This window comes from Planococcus sp. 11815, assembly GCF_051096385.1.
In the GTDB taxonomy this organism is placed as follows: domain Bacteria; phylum Bacillota; class Bacilli; order Bacillales_A; family Planococcaceae; genus Planococcus; species Planococcus citreus.
Map to the genome: position 1 here is coordinate 246487 of NZ_CP096991.1, position 17984 is coordinate 264470.

Annotated in this window: 20 protein-coding genes; 11 read left to right on the forward strand and 9 right to left on the reverse strand. The window is 51.6% G+C overall.

Annotation, left to right across the window (positions count from 1 at the left end; all coding sequences use genetic code 11):
* The first annotated feature begins 35 nt into the window (after positions 1 to 35).
* The 5 genes from M1Q06_RS01355 (at position 36) to M1Q06_RS01375 (ending at position 4516) form a co-directional block, all read left to right on the forward strand.
* Positions 36 to 1544, forward strand: a complete 1509-nt coding sequence (locus M1Q06_RS01355; protein ID WP_434401091.1) for a sugar ABC transporter ATP-binding protein — start codon at positions 36 to 38, stop codon at positions 1542 to 1544.
* Entirely contained in the window at positions 1516 to 2547 is a 1032-nt protein-coding gene (locus M1Q06_RS01360; protein WP_434401094.1) for an ABC transporter permease, read from the forward strand. Before M1Q06_RS01355 ends, M1Q06_RS01360 begins: the two co-directional genes overlap by 29 nt.
* A 93-nt stretch (positions 2548 to 2640) precedes the next feature.
* On the forward strand, positions 2641 to 3399 hold the full coding sequence (locus M1Q06_RS01365) for a hypothetical protein (protein ID WP_434401096.1): 759 nt from the start codon (positions 2641 to 2643) through the stop codon (positions 3397 to 3399).
* A 27-nt stretch (positions 3400 to 3426) separates the two neighbouring features.
* Complete coding sequence (locus tag M1Q06_RS01370; RefSeq protein ID WP_434401098.1) at positions 3427 to 3897, forward strand: GNAT family N-acetyltransferase; 471 nt, start codon at positions 3427 to 3429, stop codon at positions 3895 to 3897.
* On the forward strand, positions 3887 to 4516 hold the full coding sequence (locus M1Q06_RS01375) for an NUDIX hydrolase (protein ID WP_434401100.1): 630 nt from the start codon (positions 3887 to 3889) through the stop codon (positions 4514 to 4516). The genes M1Q06_RS01370 and M1Q06_RS01375 overlap by 11 nt, the downstream gene beginning before the upstream one ends.
* Before the next feature lie 58 nt (positions 4517 to 4574).
* Here M1Q06_RS01375 and M1Q06_RS01380 read toward each other — a convergent pair whose 3' ends face one another.
* The 6 genes from M1Q06_RS01380 to M1Q06_RS01405 all read right to left on the reverse strand — a co-directional run bounded on the left by M1Q06_RS01380 (position 4575) and on the right by M1Q06_RS01405 (position 10149).
* Positions 4575 to 5357 (reverse strand): putative hydro-lyase, encoded by a 783-nt coding sequence (locus M1Q06_RS01380; RefSeq protein WP_121300712.1) that lies wholly within the window; start codon positions 5355 to 5357, stop codon positions 4575 to 4577.
* Positions 5358 to 5371: 14 nt separating this feature from the next.
* Entirely contained in the window at positions 5372 to 6577 is a 1206-nt protein-coding gene (locus M1Q06_RS01385) for an NRAMP family divalent metal transporter (RefSeq protein ID WP_121300713.1), read from the reverse strand.
* A 22-nt stretch (positions 6578 to 6599) separates the two neighbouring features.
* A complete protein-coding gene (locus M1Q06_RS01390) occupies positions 6600 to 7370 on the reverse strand; it encodes a LamB/YcsF family protein (protein WP_121300714.1) in 771 nt (256 codons plus the stop codon).
* Positions 7367 to 8347, reverse strand: coding sequence for a biotin-dependent carboxyltransferase family protein (locus M1Q06_RS01395; protein WP_434401103.1), 981 nt, complete (start codon positions 8345 to 8347; stop codon positions 7367 to 7369). Before M1Q06_RS01395 ends, M1Q06_RS01390 begins: the two co-directional genes overlap by 4 nt.
* Complete coding sequence (gene pxpB / locus M1Q06_RS01400; protein WP_434401105.1) at positions 8331 to 9029, reverse strand: 5-oxoprolinase subunit PxpB; 699 nt, start codon at positions 9027 to 9029, stop codon at positions 8331 to 8333. Before pxpB ends, M1Q06_RS01395 begins: the two co-directional genes overlap by 17 nt.
* Before the next feature lie 274 nt (positions 9030 to 9303).
* Positions 9304 to 10149 (reverse strand): transporter substrate-binding domain-containing protein, encoded by an 846-nt coding sequence (locus M1Q06_RS01405; protein ID WP_434401107.1) that lies wholly within the window; start codon positions 10147 to 10149, stop codon positions 9304 to 9306.
* Between the two features lie 165 nt (positions 10150 to 10314).
* Between M1Q06_RS01405 and M1Q06_RS01410 the strand changes: the two genes are divergently transcribed.
* The 4 genes from M1Q06_RS01410 to M1Q06_RS01425 are packed head-to-tail and all read left to right on the forward strand — an operon-like array spanning position 10315 to position 13874.
* Positions 10315 to 10980 carry a TetR/AcrR family transcriptional regulator gene (locus tag M1Q06_RS01410; protein WP_434401109.1) on the forward strand — a complete coding sequence of 222 codons (666 nt, stop codon included), beginning with the start codon at positions 10315 to 10317 and terminating at the stop codon, positions 10978 to 10980.
* A complete protein-coding gene (locus M1Q06_RS01415; RefSeq protein WP_101189267.1) occupies positions 10977 to 11882 on the forward strand; it encodes an ABC transporter ATP-binding protein in 906 nt (301 codons plus the stop codon). The genes M1Q06_RS01410 and M1Q06_RS01415 overlap by 4 nt, the downstream gene beginning before the upstream one ends.
* Entirely contained in the window at positions 11882 to 13483 is a 1602-nt protein-coding gene (locus M1Q06_RS01420) for an ABC transporter permease (RefSeq protein WP_434401111.1), read from the forward strand. Before M1Q06_RS01415 ends, M1Q06_RS01420 begins: the two co-directional genes overlap by 1 nt.
* Before the next feature lie 13 nt (positions 13484 to 13496).
* Positions 13497 to 13874 carry a VOC family protein gene (locus M1Q06_RS01425; protein WP_434401113.1) on the forward strand — a complete coding sequence of 126 codons (378 nt, stop codon included), beginning with the start codon at positions 13497 to 13499 and terminating at the stop codon, positions 13872 to 13874.
* 100 nt (positions 13875 to 13974) lie between these two features.
* Here the strand turns inward: M1Q06_RS01425 and M1Q06_RS01430 are convergent, their stop codons facing one another.
* Both M1Q06_RS01430 and M1Q06_RS01435 read right to left on the reverse strand, forming a co-directional pair.
* A complete protein-coding gene (locus M1Q06_RS01430; RefSeq protein WP_434401115.1) occupies positions 13975 to 14664 on the reverse strand; it encodes an LrgB family protein in 690 nt (229 codons plus the stop codon).
* A gap of 2 nt (positions 14665 to 14666) precedes the next feature.
* Positions 14667 to 15041 (reverse strand): CidA/LrgA family holin-like protein, encoded by a 375-nt coding sequence (locus tag M1Q06_RS01435; protein WP_434401117.1) that lies wholly within the window; start codon positions 15039 to 15041, stop codon positions 14667 to 14669.
* Between the two features lie 334 nt (positions 15042 to 15375).
* Here M1Q06_RS01435 and brnQ point away from each other — a divergent pair, with 334 nt between their 5' ends.
* Complete coding sequence (gene brnQ / locus M1Q06_RS01440; RefSeq protein WP_434401119.1) at positions 15376 to 16749, forward strand: branched-chain amino acid transport system II carrier protein; 1374 nt, start codon at positions 15376 to 15378, stop codon at positions 16747 to 16749.
* A gap of 45 nt (positions 16750 to 16794) precedes the next feature.
* On the opposite strand, the gene M1Q06_RS01445 is transcribed toward brnQ, so the two are convergent.
* Positions 16795 to 17457 carry a GntR family transcriptional regulator gene (locus M1Q06_RS01445; protein WP_058382044.1) on the reverse strand — a complete coding sequence of 221 codons (663 nt, stop codon included), beginning with the start codon at positions 17455 to 17457 and terminating at the stop codon, positions 16795 to 16797.
* Between the two features lie 163 nt (positions 17458 to 17620).
* Between M1Q06_RS01445 and M1Q06_RS01450 the strand changes: the two genes are divergently transcribed.
* Positions 17621 to 17980, forward strand: coding sequence for an STAS/SEC14 domain-containing protein (locus M1Q06_RS01450; protein ID WP_434401121.1), 360 nt, complete (start codon positions 17621 to 17623; stop codon positions 17978 to 17980).
* Positions 17981 to 17984: the final 4 nt, after the last annotated feature.

A 17984-nucleotide genomic window follows, 5' to 3' on the forward strand; every position in this document is an offset into this window, starting at 1 on the left:
AAGCGCTGCTGATTTTTGAGAAGGGAGGTAAAACGATGGGCAGCCAATTACTAGAGATGGAAACGATCACGAAAGATTTCGGGCCTGTCAAAGCGTTGAATGGAGCGGCGTTTTCACTGAAACGCGGTGAAATTCACGCTTTGCTCGGCGTTAACGGTGCCGGCAAAAGTACATTGATTAAAGTTTTATCAGGCGTTTATCCGCAAGATGCCGGAACGATCCGTCTTGACGGTACAGAACTCACATTGAGTTCACCGAAAGCAGCGAAAAAGAACGGTATTTATTGTGTCTATCAAGAAGTCGATACAGCACTCATTGCGGATTTGAGCGTCGCTGAAAACATCTTGCTTGATAGCTTTGCGGCAGCTGGTCCTTTATTCGTCTCCAAACGGAAAATACAAAGCCGAGCAAGGGAAGTGCTATCACGACTCCAATTCGAATACATCGATGTAGAGCAGAAGGTGTCGCAATTGAGCTTGGCGGATAAACAGTTGGTGTTGATTGCCCGTGCACTTGTTCATTCAGCAAAAGTCATTATTTTTGATGAACCGACGGCCCCGCTCTCGGTTTATGAAGCGAATAAACTATTCTCGGTGATTCGTTCGCTTAGCGCGCAAGGTGTTGGCTGCATCTTTATCTCCCATCGTTTGCCGGAAGTATTCGAGCTATGTAGCCGAATTACCGTCATGCGCGATGGGCGCCATGTGTCTGAATTCGATACAGCACAAGCCGGGCAACAGGAAGTTGTCGAAGCGATGCTTGGACGCGTGTTGAGTCGTGAATTGGAACACGTGGAACATCGGTCACATGAGACTTTGCTGAAAGTGGAAAGCTTGTCTGACAGAAAGAAATTGAAAGAAATTTCATTCACGGCAGCATCAGGCGAAGTCGTCGGCATTGTCGGGCTAGTGGGAGCGGGAAAAACTGAACTCGCAAAAGCATTGTTCGGTGCTTCAGAGAATATCAGCGGCAGTATTGTATTAGATGGCAAATCGGTTCGTTTGAAGCATCCCGCTGATGCGATCAAATCGAGAATCGCGCTTATCCCTGAAGAGCGGCGCAAAGAAGGGCTCTTCGTCCATGAATCAATTGAGACGAATGCCAGTTTTCCAAATTTGCGTAAGTTTTCAGGATCCCTCTTCATGAAAAAGGCGGAGGAGCAGAAATTTGCCCACTCGATTATTGACAAGTTGAAAGTCAAAACGTCTGATACAAAGACGCCACTCACACAGTTGAGCGGAGGCAACCAACAAAAAGTGGCGATCGGCAAATGGATGTCTTTGGATTCGCGACTGTATTTATTTGATGAACCGACAAAAGGAGTCGACATCGGAGCGAAGGTGGATATTTTCCATTTGATACGCGAATTGGCGGAAAGCGGAAAGTCCTGCTTATACTTTACCAGTGAAATACAAGAAGCACTCGGCATCTCCGACCGCATTCTCGTCATGTGCGATGGCCGCATCGTTAAGGAATTAACAAGGGAGCAAGCGACCCAGGAAAGGATTTTGTTATATGCAAGCGGTGGAGAAGAAGCTGTCTAAACAGCATACGACTCAAGAAAAAGTCATCGGGTTTCTTTATAGATACGGAGCGCTCGGCTTGCTGGCAATCATCATTTTATATTTCAGCTCCATCAGCAGTGCCTTTTTCAGTTATGGTAATTTTACAGACATCTTGCGTTCGATTTCCATCGTCACCTTGTTGGCGCTTGGGGTTACGTTCACTTTAGTAGTGGATGGCTTCGATCTCTCTGTTGGTTCAACGATGTCATTGTCGACAGTCTTCACGGCTTCATTGATGGTGTGGTACGATTTGCCGTTGTGGCTCGTTCTTCTGTTGCCGTTGGTAATCGGAGTACTTATCGGTTTGTTCAATAGTTTCCTGATTGTCATCATCGGCATTCCGGATTTATTGGCGACGCTCAGCATGATGTATATTGTCGCGGGGCTTCACAGAACCTATACGGAAGGCTATTCGATTTACAATTACATGCCTTTGACGTCTGGAGGTACGGCGCCGGGCGAAATGTCTTCTGCATTTTTATGGATTGGGCAAGGGCATTTATTGGGATTGCCGGTGCCGGTGTGGATCATGCTTGCTGTCGTCTCGGTCGCTTACGTCATACTTCAGCATACTAGATGGGGACGAGTCCTTTATATGACCGGCGGCAACCCGGAAGCGGCGACCTTATCGGGCGTCAATGTCAAAAAGGTGAAAACGATTGCTTATGTCGTTTCCGGTGCGTTGGCATCTGTAGCTGGAATCTTGTTTACAGCGCGCGTCGGCTCAGGCCAGATTGACGCGGGGGCGCCGCTGCTGATGGAAGCAGTGGCGGCAGTTTTCGTCGGATATGCAGTGTTGGGCGCCGGAAAGCCGAATGTCCTCGGTACGTTTTTCGGTGCAGCGGTCATCGGGATTCTGCTCAACGGGCTAACGATTCAGAACTTGCCTTATTATGCATTCGACATCATTAAAGGCGGTGTGCTCGTCGCAGCGTTGGCGGTAACTTACGTATATGCGAAGAGGCGGTTCGCTAAGACTTGAAAAGGAAGGCTCCGGCCTTCTTTTTTTCATGCAGGAATATAGATGTCTCGAATCGAAAGTAATGGAAGATGGATGAGGAGAGGGGATCGGAAAATGCGGGCAGGTGAACATCTTCTGAATGTATGGCGGCGCTTTGACGGGTTGCCGATGGATAATTTGGTGAAGGCTTGGAATTACGAACGGGCTGGGTTGAAAAAGCAGCGCAGCGTCGAGCAAATGCGGGAGCATCGCGAAGCGCATGGGCTTGGCGGAAATTGCTTCGACTTGGCGCTTTGGCTGATGGCGGAATTCCGCGAGGCGGGAATCGAGGCCTATGCGGTCGGTTCGGAACTCAGCACAGAAGGAGCGCATGCAGCGGTATTGGCACTTGATGACACGGGCAGGCGTTTTCTGTGTGATTTAGGGGACCAGTGGATACAGCCGATTTTAGTAGACTCACAAGATCCAGCTTTCTCGGATGCCCCGCAATCAGGGTTTTTTCCAGGAGCGGACGTGCAGTTGTCGGCTGAGCCGGATGGCCTGACGATCATCTATCAACGTCCCGGCGGCAAATTGTCGGTGCAGAAGTATTCACTCGACCCAATCGGCGAAGAAGCCTTTTGGCAGGCAGCGGAATATTCGCAGCATCAGCTCGGCAAAACACCGCTCATCGAAGTCCGTGTCCCTTTCGAAGGTGAAATCGCCCATTGGGAATTCGACGATTGGCACAGCGAACTCAGCACGAGCAAGGGCTTGTTCAAAGAAGAGCCAGCCGCGTCCTTTGACTCATGGGTGGAGCGCATTCATGAGCGGTCAGGGTATGACCGCGATATAATAGAAGAAGCACTCGCATTTTACAAAAGCATGGACTGAGCAAAGCAAGGCAAGGAGGCAAAACGCATGAACACCAATTCATTAACGAAAGAAATCCAGACGGAGCGGCTGAAACTGGTGCCGATCACAGAAGAACTGTACCGCAATTTATACGGCAGCTACGAAATGGGCGCGCATATCAGCCTGCATTTGGATGATTTGAAACAAGATCAGCGGCTTTATGGCTGGGGTGCATGGATCGCTTTCGATAAATCAGGCGCGCCGGTTGGCGATATGGGGTTTAAAGGGCGCCCGGATAAAGCCGGAAAAGTGGAGATCGGCTATGGTGTAAAAGAGTCGTATCAAGGAAACGGTTATGCCACAGAAGGCGTGCAAGGCTTGATCGATTGGGCTTTTTCATTTCCGGAAGTGCGTGAAGTGACGGCGGAATGCTACGAAGACAATTTGCCGTCGATCCGCGTGCTCGAAAAACTGGGGTTTGAACGTACTGCGCAGTCGAAAGAATTGGTGTTTTGGAGATTGCGCGATGGCTATTGAAAAAATCGCCTGCGTGACAGAAGAGGGCGCGCTGACAGGCGTCGCGACGCGTGATGAAGTCCATCGGCAAGGTTTGTGGCACGAGACTTTTCATTGCTGGGTGGTCTCAAGAGAATTGGGCCGCATCCGAATTCACCTCCAGTTGAGGAGCCGGGACAAAGCGGATTTCCCCGGGCTTTTTGACATTACGGCAGCGGGCCATATTGCAGCGCATGAAACGATGAAAGACGGCGTACGGGAAATCGAGGAAGAGCTCGGCCTCGCGCCGGCGTTTGAGCAATTGACGCCGCTTGGTGTAGTGAACGATGAGATTTCACTGCCTGGATTCACCGATCGTGAGCGGGCTTACATTCATTTATACGAAGGCACGCAAATGGATTTGGCGGATTATCGCCTGCAGCCGGAGGAAGTAGCGGGCATGGCGGCTGTCGATTTTCAGGCATTCTTTGAATTGTGCATGAAGCAAACGGAGACCATCGATGCCTTTGGGTTTACTGAAACACAAGAAGGCAGGCAACCGTTCCAGCAAAAGCTCAGCTTGTCCGATTTTGTGCCGCATCAACCGGATTATTGGAAGCAAGTGGCGATTCGCATCCGCCGGCAATTGATGGATAGTTAAACAGAAAAACAAAAAGCGCTTGTATGGAAATTTTCCATACAAGCGCTTTTTTAGGTTGTCAAAACACGCTGAAGTCTTCTGATTTCAAGTCAGTGATGAACATATGCCCTGGTGCATGGGTGATCATCAAGGAAGGTCTGCTTTCCATGGCGACAGCTTGAGGCGTGACGCCGCAAGCCCAGAAGACCGGCACTTCTCCTGGCTTGATTTCCACCGCGTCGCCGAAATCGGGCTTTGTGATGTCTTGGATGCCGATCGATTCGGGATTGCCGATATGGACGGGCGCACCGTGGACGTTCGGGAAGCGGCTCGTCACTTGGACCGCGCGGACGATATCTTGTTCTTTGATCGGGCGCATACTGACGACGGTCGGGCCTTGGAAGCGGCCAGCTGGAACGGCAGGAATCGATGTCTTATACATCGGCACGTTGCAGCCTTGTTGCTGATGGCGCATCGGGATGCCGTTTTGTGTCAGCGCTTCTTCGAATGTAAAGCTGCAGCCAAGCAGGAACGCGACCATGTCGTCAGTCCATAATGAGCGGATATCCGATGTTTCTTCCGTCAATACGCCGTCTCGGTAGACACGGTATTTGGGGATGTCGGTGCGCAAATCGGCGGTCGGCGCAGAAAGGGCCGGAACGAACGAACCGGGTTCTGTGACATCGATGACCGGACAGGATTTCGGATTGCGCTGGCAGAACAGCAGGAACTCAAACGCCATGTCTTTCGGCAAAATGGCCAGATTCGTTTGGATGAATCCCGGGGCGAAGCCGGAAGTCGGTGCTTGGAATTCGCCTTTTCGGATGGCGCTGCGCAGCTCTTCTGGAGATGTGAATTGCATGATTCAATCACTCCTTATTTAAATAATTGCGGGATGCCGTTCAATAGCGTATAGCCGCCCATCCATGACATCGCGATGACGATGACGACACCGAAGATTGTCATCCACAGCGGGTGTTTGTAGTCGCCGACGATTTTCTTTTTGTGTGCGGCGATGAGCATGACGCCGAGTGCGATCGGCAAGATCAAGCCGTTGAGCGAGCCGACAAGCACGAGGATCAGGACCGGGCGCCCGATGGAAATGAAGACGATGGTCGAGATGACGATAAAGCCGATGGTCAAGTAGCGGTGATATTTCTCGAGTACCGGGCTGAATGAACGGATGAACGAAACAGATGTGTAAGCAGCGCCGACAACCGAAGTGACAGCAGCTGCCCACATGACGACGCCGAAGATTTTATAGCCGATATTGCCGGCGGCGAGCTGGAACACTGACGCTGGCGGATTGGACGGATCGAGCGCAAGCCCTTGCGAGACGACACCGAGTACGGCGAGGAACAAGATGACGCGCATGATCGAAGCGACACCGATTGCGTAGATGGAGCTGCGTGTCACTTGCGGCAAATGCCTTTTGCCGGTCATGCCGGCATCGATCAAGCGGTGGCCGCCGGCGAAAGTGATATAGCCGCCGACCGTTCCGCCGACAAGCGTGACGATGGCGAAAATATCGATCGTGTCAGGTACGAAAGTTTTCGCAACGGCTTCGCCGACAGGCGGCTGTGCCGTAATCATCACGTAAACAGTTAAGGCGATCATGACAAATCCGAGAATCTGGGCGAAGCGGTCCATGGCGCGGCCGGCTTCTTTGACCATGAAGATTCCTACCGCAAGCAAGCCGCTGAGACCGGCGCCGAGTTCCGGAGAAATGCCGAACAGCACATTCGTACCGAGCCCGGCACCGGCGATGTTTCCGATATTGAAGGCGAGGCCGCCGATGACGACGAGAAACGCCAGCACATAGCCAAGGCCTGGCAGCACATCATTGGCAATGTCTTGTGCACGTTTGCCGGAAATGGCGATGATGCGCCAGATATTTGTTTGCGCACCGATATCGATGATGATGGAAATGAGGATGACAAAACCGAATGAAGCCAATAAGGTTTCAGTGAAAACGGTCGTTTGGGTCAAGAACCCTGGCCCGATAGCGGAAGTTGCCATCAGGAAGGCAGCGCCGAGAAGTACGCTGCGGTTGGTGTTTTTCATCTTTTTGACATTGTTCATGGAAGTTCCTCCTTAGGCGGTGTTAGACGATTTTCTGGATATGTTGGATATCGATTCCCGCCTCTTTCAAGGAACTGGAAATATGCAGCGCGAACTCTTTCGCGGTCTTGCCATCGCCGTGTATGCAGATCGTTTCTGCCTTCAGGGCGGTTTCGGTGCCTTCTGTGTTGATGACTTTGTTTTCTTTGACCATGCGGATGACTTGCTGGATCGCAGCGTCCGGATCGGTGATGAGCGCATTGTCTTGGCTGCGCGGGGTGAGCGTCCCGTCCGGTTGATACGTGCGGTCGGAAAATACTTCATTGGCAGTGCGCAGGCCGATCTTGTTGCCCGCTTTGACGATTTCGCTGCCCGATAAGCCGAACAGCACCAGTTCTGGGTCGATTTTATAGACCGCTTCCGCAATCGCTTCGGACAGTTTTGCATCGCCCGCTGCCATATTGTACATGGCGCCGTGCGCTTTGACGTGCTGCAATTTGCCGCCCTCAGCTTTCACAAATCCATAAAGCGCGCCGATTTGGTAGATGACAAGGTCGTATACTTCCCGTGGCGTGACAGCCATATGGCGACGCCCGAATCCGGCGAGGTCCTGGAGTCCAGGATGTGCGCCGATGCCGACGTTTTTCTCGAGTGCGAGCTTGACGGTTTCGCGCATCGTCGCTGGGTCGCCTGCGTGGAAGCCGCAAGCGATATTGGCGGAAGTGACGTAGTCGAGGATCACCCGGTCGTTGCCGAGCGTGTATGTGCCAAAGCTTTCGCCCATGTCACAGTTCAAATCTACTTTGTGGTTCATGTCCATTCCTCCCGTTTCATTTGGATAGCAATTTTCAATTGGCGAATTTGTTGTTCCTGCTCGATATAAAGCTGTTGTGCATCATCTGTGGATATGTGGCGGAACTTGAGCGATTCGCCGGGTTTCAATTGGCTGATCAGCGGCAAGTCGACCGATGCGACTTGGCCGATTTTCGGGTAGCCGCCGGTCGTCTGGCGGTCGGCGAGCAAGACAATTGGATTGCCGTCTGCGGGTACTTGCACAGAACCGAACGCGACCGCTTCCGAAATCAATTCTTCCTGCTTTTCGAGCGCTAGTTCAGGCCCTTCCAGGCGATAACCCATGCGGTCCGAATTGGCAGACACGGTGAAGGTTTCCTCGAATATGCGCAAGCGGCTCGCTTCATTAAAGAGCGCGTACTGCCGGCCTGGCATCATCCGGACAATCGGCTGCTCATGGTAGCGGGCAGGCGGGATAAGCCAATCAGGCGTTTGGGCGTTTTGGTTTTTCAAGGCATTCAAGCGTGCAGGCGAAATGGGGAACGTCTTTAAACTATCGCCATTTTTTAGCGCGCGCCCTTGGAAGCCGCCTATGCCTGCCCGTAAATATGTCGAGTGGCTATTCATGACGGGCGGAACGTCAAAACTGCCGGCTACCGCCAAATAACTGCGTGCGCCGCGCTTCGGTTCGCCGAACGACAAGATGCTGCCTTTTCGGACGAAATGGCCGCGCCACATGGCCAGCGGTTCCCCGTCGAGTGAAGGGGAAAGATCGCCTCCGCAAATGGCGATGAAATGGTTGGCTTCGAACTCGATGACCGGCCCGGATAAGGCAATCTCCAAGGTTGGGGAGGTTTCCGCATTGCCCGCGAGCAAATTGGCGATGCGGTGGGCAAACGGGTCCATGACGCCGCTTGCGATGACGCCGTAGCGCTGGAAACCCGTGCGGCCGAGGTCCTGGACCGCTGTCTGCAGTCCACTTTTACGAATGTTCAGCATCTCGCTTCGCCTCCTGTTCACAGTATTCGGCTTCATCGATTTGCGTGAAGCGGATTTCATCGCCTGCACGCAGCAAGCTCGGAATGTCTTGTTCCGGAACGAACAGTCGCAGCGGCGTCCGGCCGATCAATTGCCAGCCGCCCGGTGTTTCGATCGGGTAGACGCCGGTTTGCATGCCGGCAATCCCGACGGTACGTTCTGGGATGCGCAAACGCGGTGATTTTCTGCGCGGGGCGGCAATTTTTTCGGACATGCCGCCGATGAACGGAAACCCTGGGGCGAAGCCGATCATGTGAACGCTGTAGATGCCGGACGTGTGGATTTCGATGACTTCTTCTTCGGTGAGGCCGTTATGCTCCGCGACAAAGCTGAGATCAGGGCCGAAATCACCACCATAGCAAACTGGGATTTCGATTTGACGTGGTGTGGGTGCTTCGACATCATCTAAATGGGCCGCTAGGAGCCGCAATTCCTGTTCAACTTCTGCTTGCCTGATCTGGCACGGGTCGTAAAAAACGGTCACTGTCGTGAATGCCGGGATGAATTCAACTAGCCAATCCGGTTTTTGCTTTTCCAGAAGAGAAGACAGTTTGCGCACAGCTTGTTCCGACTCTTTATTGATAATGGTGCCGGTTTCGATGACCAGCGCCTGTTCACTGAGTGGGGAAAATGTGAATTCCAAAAGTTCACCTCATCTGCAGATTATTCTAAATACTTTAACAGTATAATGCTTTTCGCTAGTGAATGAAAGTGGAGTATAGTCGGAGTTTATCAAATGGATTTAACATTAATTGGCGGAAATCGGTGAATGGAATCAATAATTTGGCCCAGTGAACAGGAGGGATGTGGAAATAGAAAAAGGAAGCGCTTTCGAAATGGAGGTAGAGAATGCTATTCAAATAATAGCATTTTATAAAAACCCGATGCCTCAGAAGCGGGCATCGGGTCAGTAAAGCTTATTCTTCAATGTCGATCGGCTGCGTCACATCGGCTCCGTCAAAGAACTCAGCGGAAATTTCAGCGATGGTGCCGTCTTCAAGCATTTCATCAATCGTGTTGTTGACGTTTTCGACCAGTTCATCGTTGCCTTTGTTCATGACCATGCCGCCTTCAGAAGGACGGTATTTGATCGTCGGATGGATGACGATGTCGAGTTCCGGGAATGCTTCGATGGCAAGCGTCTGCAAATAATAATCGTTGAGGATGACATCGGTGCGGCCAATTGCCACATCGCGCAAATAGGTTTCGTTCGTTGCATTGTCATACGTCACTTCTTCAGCGCCATAAGAACGGGCTGTTTCCATATAGACGGATGTCGAAGCGCCAGCTGCTTTTTTGCCTTCGAGATCTTCGAGCGTCTCGATGCCAGAAAGGTCGCCTTCGCGGACAATGGCGGTACCGTATGAATATTTGAACGGCGTGGAGAACACGAATTTCTCCTTGCGGTCTTCGTTGATTTCGATATCGTTCGCTGCGATATCAACTTGGCCGGTCTGGACGGATGTCATCATCTCGTCAAAGCCCATTTCAGAGAATTCCACGTCAAGTTCGAGGCGTTCAGCCATTTCGCGGACCACTTCGACTTCAAAGCCGGTCAATTCATCGGTGCCTTCCTCGCGGTACGAAGTCGGATAAAGCGTGCCGGATGTCGCAACGGTCAATGTGCCTTGTTCTTGAATCTCGTCCCAAGCACTTGCAGTGTCAGCGGTTTCTTCGCTGTCGCTGCCGCACGCGGACAAGGTAAGTGCTGCGGCTGCAGTGAGTGCGGCGACAGAAAACTTAGGTGTCATGATTTTATTCAAAAGAAGCTCCTCCTGTCTTGTCATACTTATGTAAAACATAGCACGACAAGCGCTTTCAGGGAAGCTGAAATACTCCTGCAAAGAAACACGGAATTATCTGATTTTTTAATTTGACCAGGGTGGTCGAATGTTGTATATTTAAGTCGACCAGGGTGGTCTAGTTGCGTGAAGGAAGAGGAGGTGGACATCATCATTGCACGATTTGAAAGTTTAGAAGAAAGCAAGCAACACACCATCCGCCAAGCGGCGCTCGAGGAATTTGCGGTGCATGGCTACAAAAAGGCCTCGACCAACCGCATCGTCAAAGCTGCAAGAATCGGCAAAGGAATGTTGTTTTATTATTTCACCAGCAAGCAGGAGCTGTATGAGTATTTGGTGAAGTATAGCCTTGAATTCATCGAGAGCCGGTATTTGGATAAAGTAGATGCAGGAGAACCGGATTTAATCGAACGGCTCACGCAGCTGGCCCGTCTGAAAATGGAAGCCCAAGCGGAAAATGAAGAAGTGTTCAAGTTCTCGGCTGTTTTTTTGCAAGAAGGCGAAGCGCATTTGCCGGAAGAGCTGGCAACGAGAATAGAGGAATTGAAACAAGCCGGTTACAGGCTCATGTATGAAGGCATCGACAAAAGCCGTTTTCGCAAAGACGCGGATCCGGATAAAGTGTTCCATTTAATTCGTTGGTCGATCGACGGCTACCAACAGGAGCTGCTCGCCAGATTGAGAGGGCAAAAACTTGCCGAGATTGATTTCGCACCGTATTGGGAAGAATTCTATGCGTATTTGGCTATTTTGAAGAAGAGCTTTTACGAAACGGAGGAGGAATCGCGATGACGGTCGTCAAAACACAAGGGCTCAGTAAAACCTTCGGAGATTTCAAAGCGCTGGATGGTGTCGACATCGAAGTGAAAGAGGGGGAAGTGTTCGGTTTTATCGGGCCGAACGGGGCAGGAAAGTCAACGACCTTGCGCGTCCTGCTTGGAATTTTGAAAGCATCCGAAGGCAGTGCCGAGATTTTCGGCAAAGATGTCTGGAAAGATGCGGTCGATATCCATAAACGGGTGGCGTATGTGCCGGGTGACGTCAATTTATGGCCAAACCTGACCGGCGGCGAAGTGATCGATTTGTTCGGAAGATTACGCGGCGGCTATGATAAGGACCGGCGCGATGAGTTGATCAGCCGTTTTGGGCTCGACCCGGGCAAGAAATGCCGGACCTATTCAAAAGGGAACCGCCAGAAAGTGGCGCTCATCGCCGCCTTTTCCGCAGATGCGGATCTCTATATCTTCGATGAGCCGACTTCTGGCCTCGACCCGCTCATGGAGCGCGTGTTTTCAGAATATGTCCAGGAAGCGAAAGCGCAAGGCAAGAGCATCCTATTGTCGAGCCATATCCTGTCGGAAGTGGAAAAGCTGTGTGACCGGGTAGCGATCATCCGTAAAGGGCGCATCATTGAAACCGGGACACTGAAGGAAATGCGCCATTTGACCGGATCGCTAATGTTCATCGAAACCGACAAGCCGATACCGGATTTGGCGGAGCTTCGGGGCGTACACCGTGTGCAGGCATTTGACGGGGGCTGGTCGTTCCAAGTGGACGCCGATGAACTCGACGCGGTCGTCCGTCATTTAAGTGCGTTTGGCATCAAGCGGATGGAAAGCCGGCCGCCGACGCTGGAAGATTTGTTCATCCGCCATTACGAGGAAACGGAGACAGGAGCAGGAGGTGGCGTGTGATGAGCCAGCTTTTTGACCATACATGGAGTCTGATGCGTTTTATCCTGCGGCGCGACCGCGTCCGTCTGCCGATTTGGATCTTGTCGTTCGTCTTTGTATCGGCAGGGATCGTCCTCGTCTTCGACAATTTATACGGAGATGATATCGAGCGGCAGGCCATTGCGGAAACGATGGAAAATCCAGCCATGGTCGCGATGGTCGGGCCCAATTACGGCGGGGCGGATTATACGACCGGCGCCATGACGGCACATGAAATGCTGGTCATGACCGCGGCGATTGTCGCCTTGATGAATATCCTGCTGGTCAGCCGCCATACACGCGGCGACGAGGAGGAAGGGCGGCTTGAGCTCGTCCGTGCGCTGCCAGTCGGGCAGTTGTCCAGTTTAACGGCGGTGTTGCTGGTGCTGACAGCTGTCAATGTGCTGCTTGCGATATTGACCGGTGTTTCGATGGCCGCGCTGCAAGTCGAGAGCGTCGACCTTCACGGTTCGCTCTTGTTCGGCGCAGCGCTCGGTGCGACTGGCTTGTTCTTCGCGGCGTTAACGGCCGTGTTTGCCCAGCTTACGCAAAATGCCCGCGCGACGACCGGCTTGTCGATTGCCGCTTTGCTAGTGTTTTACATGATCCGCGCGATTGGCGACGTCATGAGTGAGGCCTTGTCGCTCACTTCGCCGCTCGGCTGGATCCTGCGCGCCAAGCCGTTTGTCGAAAACTTATGGTGGCCGGTCATGCTATCGGTCGGTTTGGCGGTGGCGCTGTCTATCTTGGCGCTGTATCTGAACAGCATCCGCGATCACGACTCCGGCTTTTTGCCAACGCGCGCTGGCCGTACGCAAGCCCCGGCGACGCTCCGCGGGCCGTTCGGCTTGGCGTGGCGGCTTCAGCGCACCGGGTTGATTGCCTGGGCGGTCGCTTTGTTCATCCTGGGCATCTCGTATGGTTCGGTGCTCGGGGAAATCGAACGCTTTTTTGAAGGCATCGATTTGTTCCAGCAATTGATCGTCGAGCAGGAAGGCTTTAGCTTGATTGAGCTGTTCATCCCTGTGCTGTCTTCGGTCATGGCGATTCTCGCCTCGATCCCCGCAATCATGGTGATGCTGAAAGTGAAGACAGAAGAAAAGAACGGGCGCATGGAACACGTCATCAGCCGCTCGGTTTCCCGCTGGCGCGTGGCGTTCAGCTATTGGCTGCTTGCTGCATTGACGGCGATCACGATGCTGTTCTTGACCGGTATCGGGCTCGGCCTCGCAGGCAATGCCGTGCTTGCTGAAGATTTGCCGCTCGGCACGTATATCGGTGCTTCATTTGTGTATTTGCCGGCCGTGCTGATCATGATCGGTTTGGCGCTCGTGTTCATCGGCTTTTTGCCGAATTTTGCGAGCGTTATCTGGCTCTACTTAGGTCTATCGTTTTTCGTTGTTTATCTGGGCGAGCTGCTGCAGCTTCCGGATTGGGTGGAAAAGCTGACGCCTTACGGGCATATTCCAGCAATTCCACTGGATGAAGTCAATTACGGCGTGCTCGCGCTGATGATTGCAATCGCTGTTCTCCTGTCTGTGGCAGGGGCATACGGTTTCCGACGGCGTGATTTGAAAACTTAAGGAGGTTGATTACATGACTCAAACGATTACAACATTTTTATTGTTTCAAGGGCAAGCAGAAGAGGCGATGAAACTGTATACCTCCATTTTCAAAAATTCCCATATCGATTCAGTGAGGTATCGGGAGGATGGCAAAGTAGAGCAAGCGAGCTTTACGTTGGCAGGCACCGAATACATGTGCATCGATAGCCCGATTCCGCATGAGTTCACTTTTACGCCTGCTGTGTCGCTATTTGTCCAAGTGGATGATGAAGCGCAATTCGATAAAGTCTATAGTGCTTTAAGCGAAGATGGAAAAGTACTGATGGAACCTGGCGATTACGGCTTCAGCCGGAAATTTGGCTGGTGCAATGACCGCTTCGGCGTATCCTGGCAAGTGACGATCAAATAGAGAATCCCCGGTGCATCGGTGCACCGGGGATTTTTTTATGAAGCTATTGAATTGCGATGATAGTAAGAAGATATGATTCCTCGTTGTACTTGAAAACATGCTAAAGCAACAGCCAGGCAGCGAGCGGGCTGAGCAAGGCGCCAAGAACGGCAGACAAGGTCATCGCGACAGAACTCATCGAAGCATCTTCCGGGCCGTATTCGAACGCTTTCGCTGTGCCAAGCCCATGGGCAGAAGCGCCGAGGCCGATGCCGCGACCGATCGGGGAATCGATGTTCAATAACTGCAGCAAATACGGCCCGAGCAGGATGCCCGTGAAGCCGGCAACCATGACGAATACGGCGGCCAGCGATGGGATGCCGCCGATTGTGGTCGCGACTTGCATGGCGACAGGCGTCGTCAATGATTTCGGCAAGACCGTCAAGATCAATTCTTCCGTAAAACCGAGCCAACGCGTAAACAGGGTGCCGCTGACGAGGCCGGCGATGACACCCGCGACAATCCCGGCAGCAATCGGGACCAGGTTTTTCTGGAGCAATTCACGATGCTTATAGAGCGGGACGGCAAGCGCGACGACAGCGGGACCGAGAAAAGCCGCGACCCAGTCGCCGCCTTCCATATAGGTTTCATAAGGGACGTCGAACAGGATTAAAATAGCCACGAGCGCTACCGTCGCTGTGATGACCGGATTCAACGGCGTTTTACGAAAGCGCAAGTACACGAAATTGGCGATAACGTAAGTCGCTACGGTCAGGACAGAGAATACAATGGCTGCGGGAGTGAATGCCATGATTACGATTCCTCCTTTTGCGCTGCGCTTCGATTCGCAATGGACTGGCTTGCAAAACCGGCAGCTGCCATCGTGATAAGCGTACTGATGATCACAATCGGCAGCAGCAACACGCCTTTCCCGGAAAATAGGGGACCATAGTCAACGACGCCGACCGTTGCCGGAATGAAATATAAGGAAAGAAAGCTTAATAAAAAAGTAGCGCCGGCGTCTATCCACTCGAGTGGATAGATTTTCAGCAATAAAGCGCTGAACAACAGCAAAAAGCCGATGATGCTGCCGGGCATCGGCAAATTGAGTAAGGCCTGAATGGCTTCGCCGATCAGCAAAAAGCCATAAAGGACAAGCAATTGTAAAACGATGCGTACGATCTTCATTGGGAACCTCCGCCTTCCGGTCAGTTTTGGAAAACGATGGACGTCTTCATATATGTAGATATTTTACAGCAATCGACTGGAAATGCGAGCCCATAGTTTCGGGAATTGAAGCGGAATAACTGTAAGGAAAGGAAGAAAATGTTATAGCGCGAAAGCTCTATATAACAGGGTTTCAAGCGAATAATGAAATTTTCCGAAAATAAGAATTTAACACTTGCATTTTGTAGAGGATGTTGTAGTATTACCTTATGCAATATATCGCATACAATTATTCGCTGATAGTATTTTGGGATAAAGAAGAATGAATATTCAAAAAGTGAGGGAGTTAGTAAGTATGGACAGCAAATTATCGATGAAGGCTTATCTTATCATTGGGACAATGCTTTTCGCATTGTTTTTCGGGGCAGGGAATTTGATCTTCCCGGCGCAGCTCGGACAATACGCCGGTGAAAATGTATGGGTGGCAATGGCTGGTTTCTTGACGACAGGTGTCGGCTTGCCGCTTCTCGGCATCTTGGCGATCGGTTTTTCAAAAAGCCGGGACTTGCAAGATCTCTCAAGCCGTGTGCACCCGGTTTACGGCTTATTGTTTACCGCCGCGCTTTATTTGACGATCGGGCCGTTTTTCGCATTGCCGCGGACGGCAGCCGTTTCTTATGAAGTGGGCATCGTGCCATTTATCGGAGAGGGATCGATTACGATCGGTTTGATTGTCTTCTCGCTCATTTTTTATGTGGTTTCTTTATTGTTGTCGTTGAACCCAACGCAAATGGTCGACAGCATCGGTAAATTCCTAGCTCCGGCTATCTTGATCGTCCTTGGCGTCTTGCTAGTTGCGGCGTTCGTCTCTCCGATGGGCGAGGCTGGCCCTGCACAAGACGGGTACGCAAGCGGGGCCTTTTTGACCGGCTTTACGGAAGGATACAATACGATGGATGCGCTCGCTTCGCTCGTGTTCGGGATTATCGTCATTTCAGCGGTCCAGAAAATGGGCGTTACCTCATCTAAGGGCTTGCTGAAGGCGACGCTTCTCAGCGGTGCCGTGGCAGCTGGATTGTTGGCTGTCGTTTATACGGGAATCGCTTTCCTTGGCGCGACCAGCACTTCTCAGCTGGGCCTATTGGAAACCGGCGGGCCGGTTCTGAGCGGGGCTTCTGAACATTATTTCGGCACATTCGGCGCCATGCTATTGGCCGTGATCATCATCTTGGCATGCCTTACAACAGCAGTCGGCTTGACTGTCGCCACTTCAGAATTTTTCCATAAGCTGACGCCTGGCATCAGCTACCGCACATATGTCTTTATCTTCACCATCTTTTCGTTAGTGGTAACAAACGCTGGACTTTCGAATATCATCACGTATTCCATTCCGGTATTGATGTTCTTGTATCCACTCGCAATCGTCCTGATCATGCTGGCGTTCATGTCGCCGCTTTTCAACCACAGCCGCATCGTCTACGTATCGGCTATCGGCGTGACGTTCTTCATCGCGATCGTTGACGGATTGAAAACTTTGACAGGCTCGCTCGGCATTGAAAATCCAGCTTGGCTCCAAAGCATCATCGACTTTTATGCTGAGGTCCTGCCGCTTTACGGCGACGGGCTCGGCTGGCTAGTGCCGGCTTTGGCCGCTATCATCATTTCAGGTGTGGCCGCCCGTTTGAGAAATCGCGGGGAAGCGGAATCTCCAGCCTTCACAAATCGCTAAAAAAAGCTGTTCCCAACGTGTGCGACACGTTGTGGAACAGCTTTTTTAAATGCCTTTGGAAGCGGTCAATTCTTCAATAGTGCGGACCCAATTGGATTTCATCAAGTGTGAAATCTTTTCGGCGTCTCCGGCTTTGAGAGTTTCGATGATTTCGATGTGCTCGTCATGGGAGCGCATCGTCAAGACTAGGGAATGGTGGAAAAATTGTCTGCGGACATGTGATTGAAGCTGGCCGAGAATGGAATCTATATATGGATTTCCGGCTGCATCCACGATGATCTGATGGAATTCTTCATCGATTTTCAAAGCAGAGAAGGAATCGCTGTTGCGGATGGCGCGCGCAAATTTCCGGTTGGTTTCTTCCAACAGCCCAAAAATCTCAGGGGTCAAATTCGGAATGGCCAGCTCACCGGCAAGTGCTTGCAGCACAGCAAGAGGAGGCAGGAGGTGTTTGATGTCTTCGATATGGATATCCGTAACGCGTGTCGCTTTGCCGGGAAACATTTCAATGAATCCTTGTACTTCAAGAAGCTGCAGGGCTTCACGAATCGGCGTCCGGCTCAAATTGAGCGCTTCAGCGAGTTCGGTGTCAACCAGTTTCTCACCAGGCTGTAGGGTGCCGTCGATGATCCATTGCTGCAATTGTAAGTGGGCACTTTCTTTAGCGGAAACGCGTACCGGCCTTGTATGGTCTACAGGAATCGGCATAGTAAATCTCCTTTCGAAATTATCTGACTCCATTATACACTAATCTGCAAAGCAATAAAATGCAGAATGCGATATATCTAAAACGCTGATTTGCGAATGTCAGTTTGATGCCCTCTCTAGAGGGAATAACAGCATTATCAGGAAACTTTAAGGAGGAGCCGCCATGTTATCATTCGTTACCAGTAAAGACGAACAAACCCTTGCCATTGAAGTCGAAGGGAAAGTAACCAAAGACGATTTGAAAAAATTTGACAATGTGGTGTTCGAAAAATTCCGCAACGATCAGAAATTTAATGTGTACGCCGTGCTCGGCGATATCGACACGCCTACAGCGGGCGCCATGTTCGAAGAGTTGGCCATCGATGCCAAACGCTGGAGCCAATACAATAAACTCGCGGTCGTCAGTGAAAAAGACTGGCTCGACAAAGTATCGGGCGCACTCGACAAACTGCCTGGCGTGCAAGCCAAACATTTCCCAATGGACCAGATGGAAGCAGCCTGGGATTGGATAAAGGAGAGGTGACGAG

Coding starts and splice junctions, on each gene's coding strand:
- M1Q06_RS01355 (WP_434401091.1), top strand. CDS start 36: ATGGGCAGCCAATTACTAGAGATGGAAACGATCACGAAAGATTTCGGG.
- M1Q06_RS01360 (WP_434401094.1), top strand. CDS start 1,516: ATGCAAGCGGTGGAGAAGAAGCTGTCTAAACAGCATACGACTCAAGAA.
- M1Q06_RS01365 (WP_434401096.1), top strand. CDS start 2,641: ATGCGGGCAGGTGAACATCTTCTGAATGTATGGCGGCGCTTTGACGGG.
- M1Q06_RS01370 (WP_434401098.1), top strand. CDS start 3,427: ATGAACACCAATTCATTAACGAAAGAAATCCAGACGGAGCGGCTGAAA.
- M1Q06_RS01375 (WP_434401100.1), top strand. CDS start 3,887: ATGGCTATTGAAAAAATCGCCTGCGTGACAGAAGAGGGCGCGCTGACA.
- M1Q06_RS01380 (WP_121300712.1), bottom strand. CDS start 5,357: ATGCAATTCACATCTCCAGAAGAGCTGCGCAGCGCCATCCGAAAAGGC.
- M1Q06_RS01385 (WP_121300713.1), bottom strand. CDS start 6,577: ATGAACAATGTCAAAAAGATGAAAAACACCAACCGCAGCGTACTTCTC.
- M1Q06_RS01390 (WP_121300714.1), bottom strand. CDS start 7,370: ATGAACCACAAAGTAGATTTGAACTGTGACATGGGCGAAAGCTTTGGC.
- M1Q06_RS01395 (WP_434401103.1), bottom strand. CDS start 8,347: ATGCTGAACATTCGTAAAAGTGGACTGCAGACAGCGGTCCAGGACCTC.
- M1Q06_RS01415 (WP_101189267.1), top strand. CDS start 10,977: ATGACGGTCGTCAAAACACAAGGGCTCAGTAAAACCTTCGGAGATTTC.
- M1Q06_RS01420 (WP_434401111.1), top strand. CDS start 11,882: ATGAGCCAGCTTTTTGACCATACATGGAGTCTGATGCGTTTTATCCTG.
- M1Q06_RS01425 (WP_434401113.1), top strand. CDS start 13,497: ATGACTCAAACGATTACAACATTTTTATTGTTTCAAGGGCAAGCAGAA.
- M1Q06_RS01430 (WP_434401115.1), bottom strand. CDS start 14,664: ATGGCATTCACTCCCGCAGCCATTGTATTCTCTGTCCTGACCGTAGCG.
- M1Q06_RS01435 (WP_434401117.1), bottom strand. CDS start 15,041: ATGAAGATCGTACGCATCGTTTTACAATTGCTTGTCCTTTATGGCTTT.
- brnQ (WP_434401119.1), top strand. CDS start 15,376: ATGGACAGCAAATTATCGATGAAGGCTTATCTTATCATTGGGACAATG.
- M1Q06_RS01445 (WP_058382044.1), bottom strand. CDS start 17,457: ATGCCGATTCCTGTAGACCATACAAGGCCGGTACGCGTTTCCGCTAAA.
- M1Q06_RS01450 (WP_434401121.1), top strand. CDS start 17,621: ATGTTATCATTCGTTACCAGTAAAGACGAACAAACCCTTGCCATTGAA.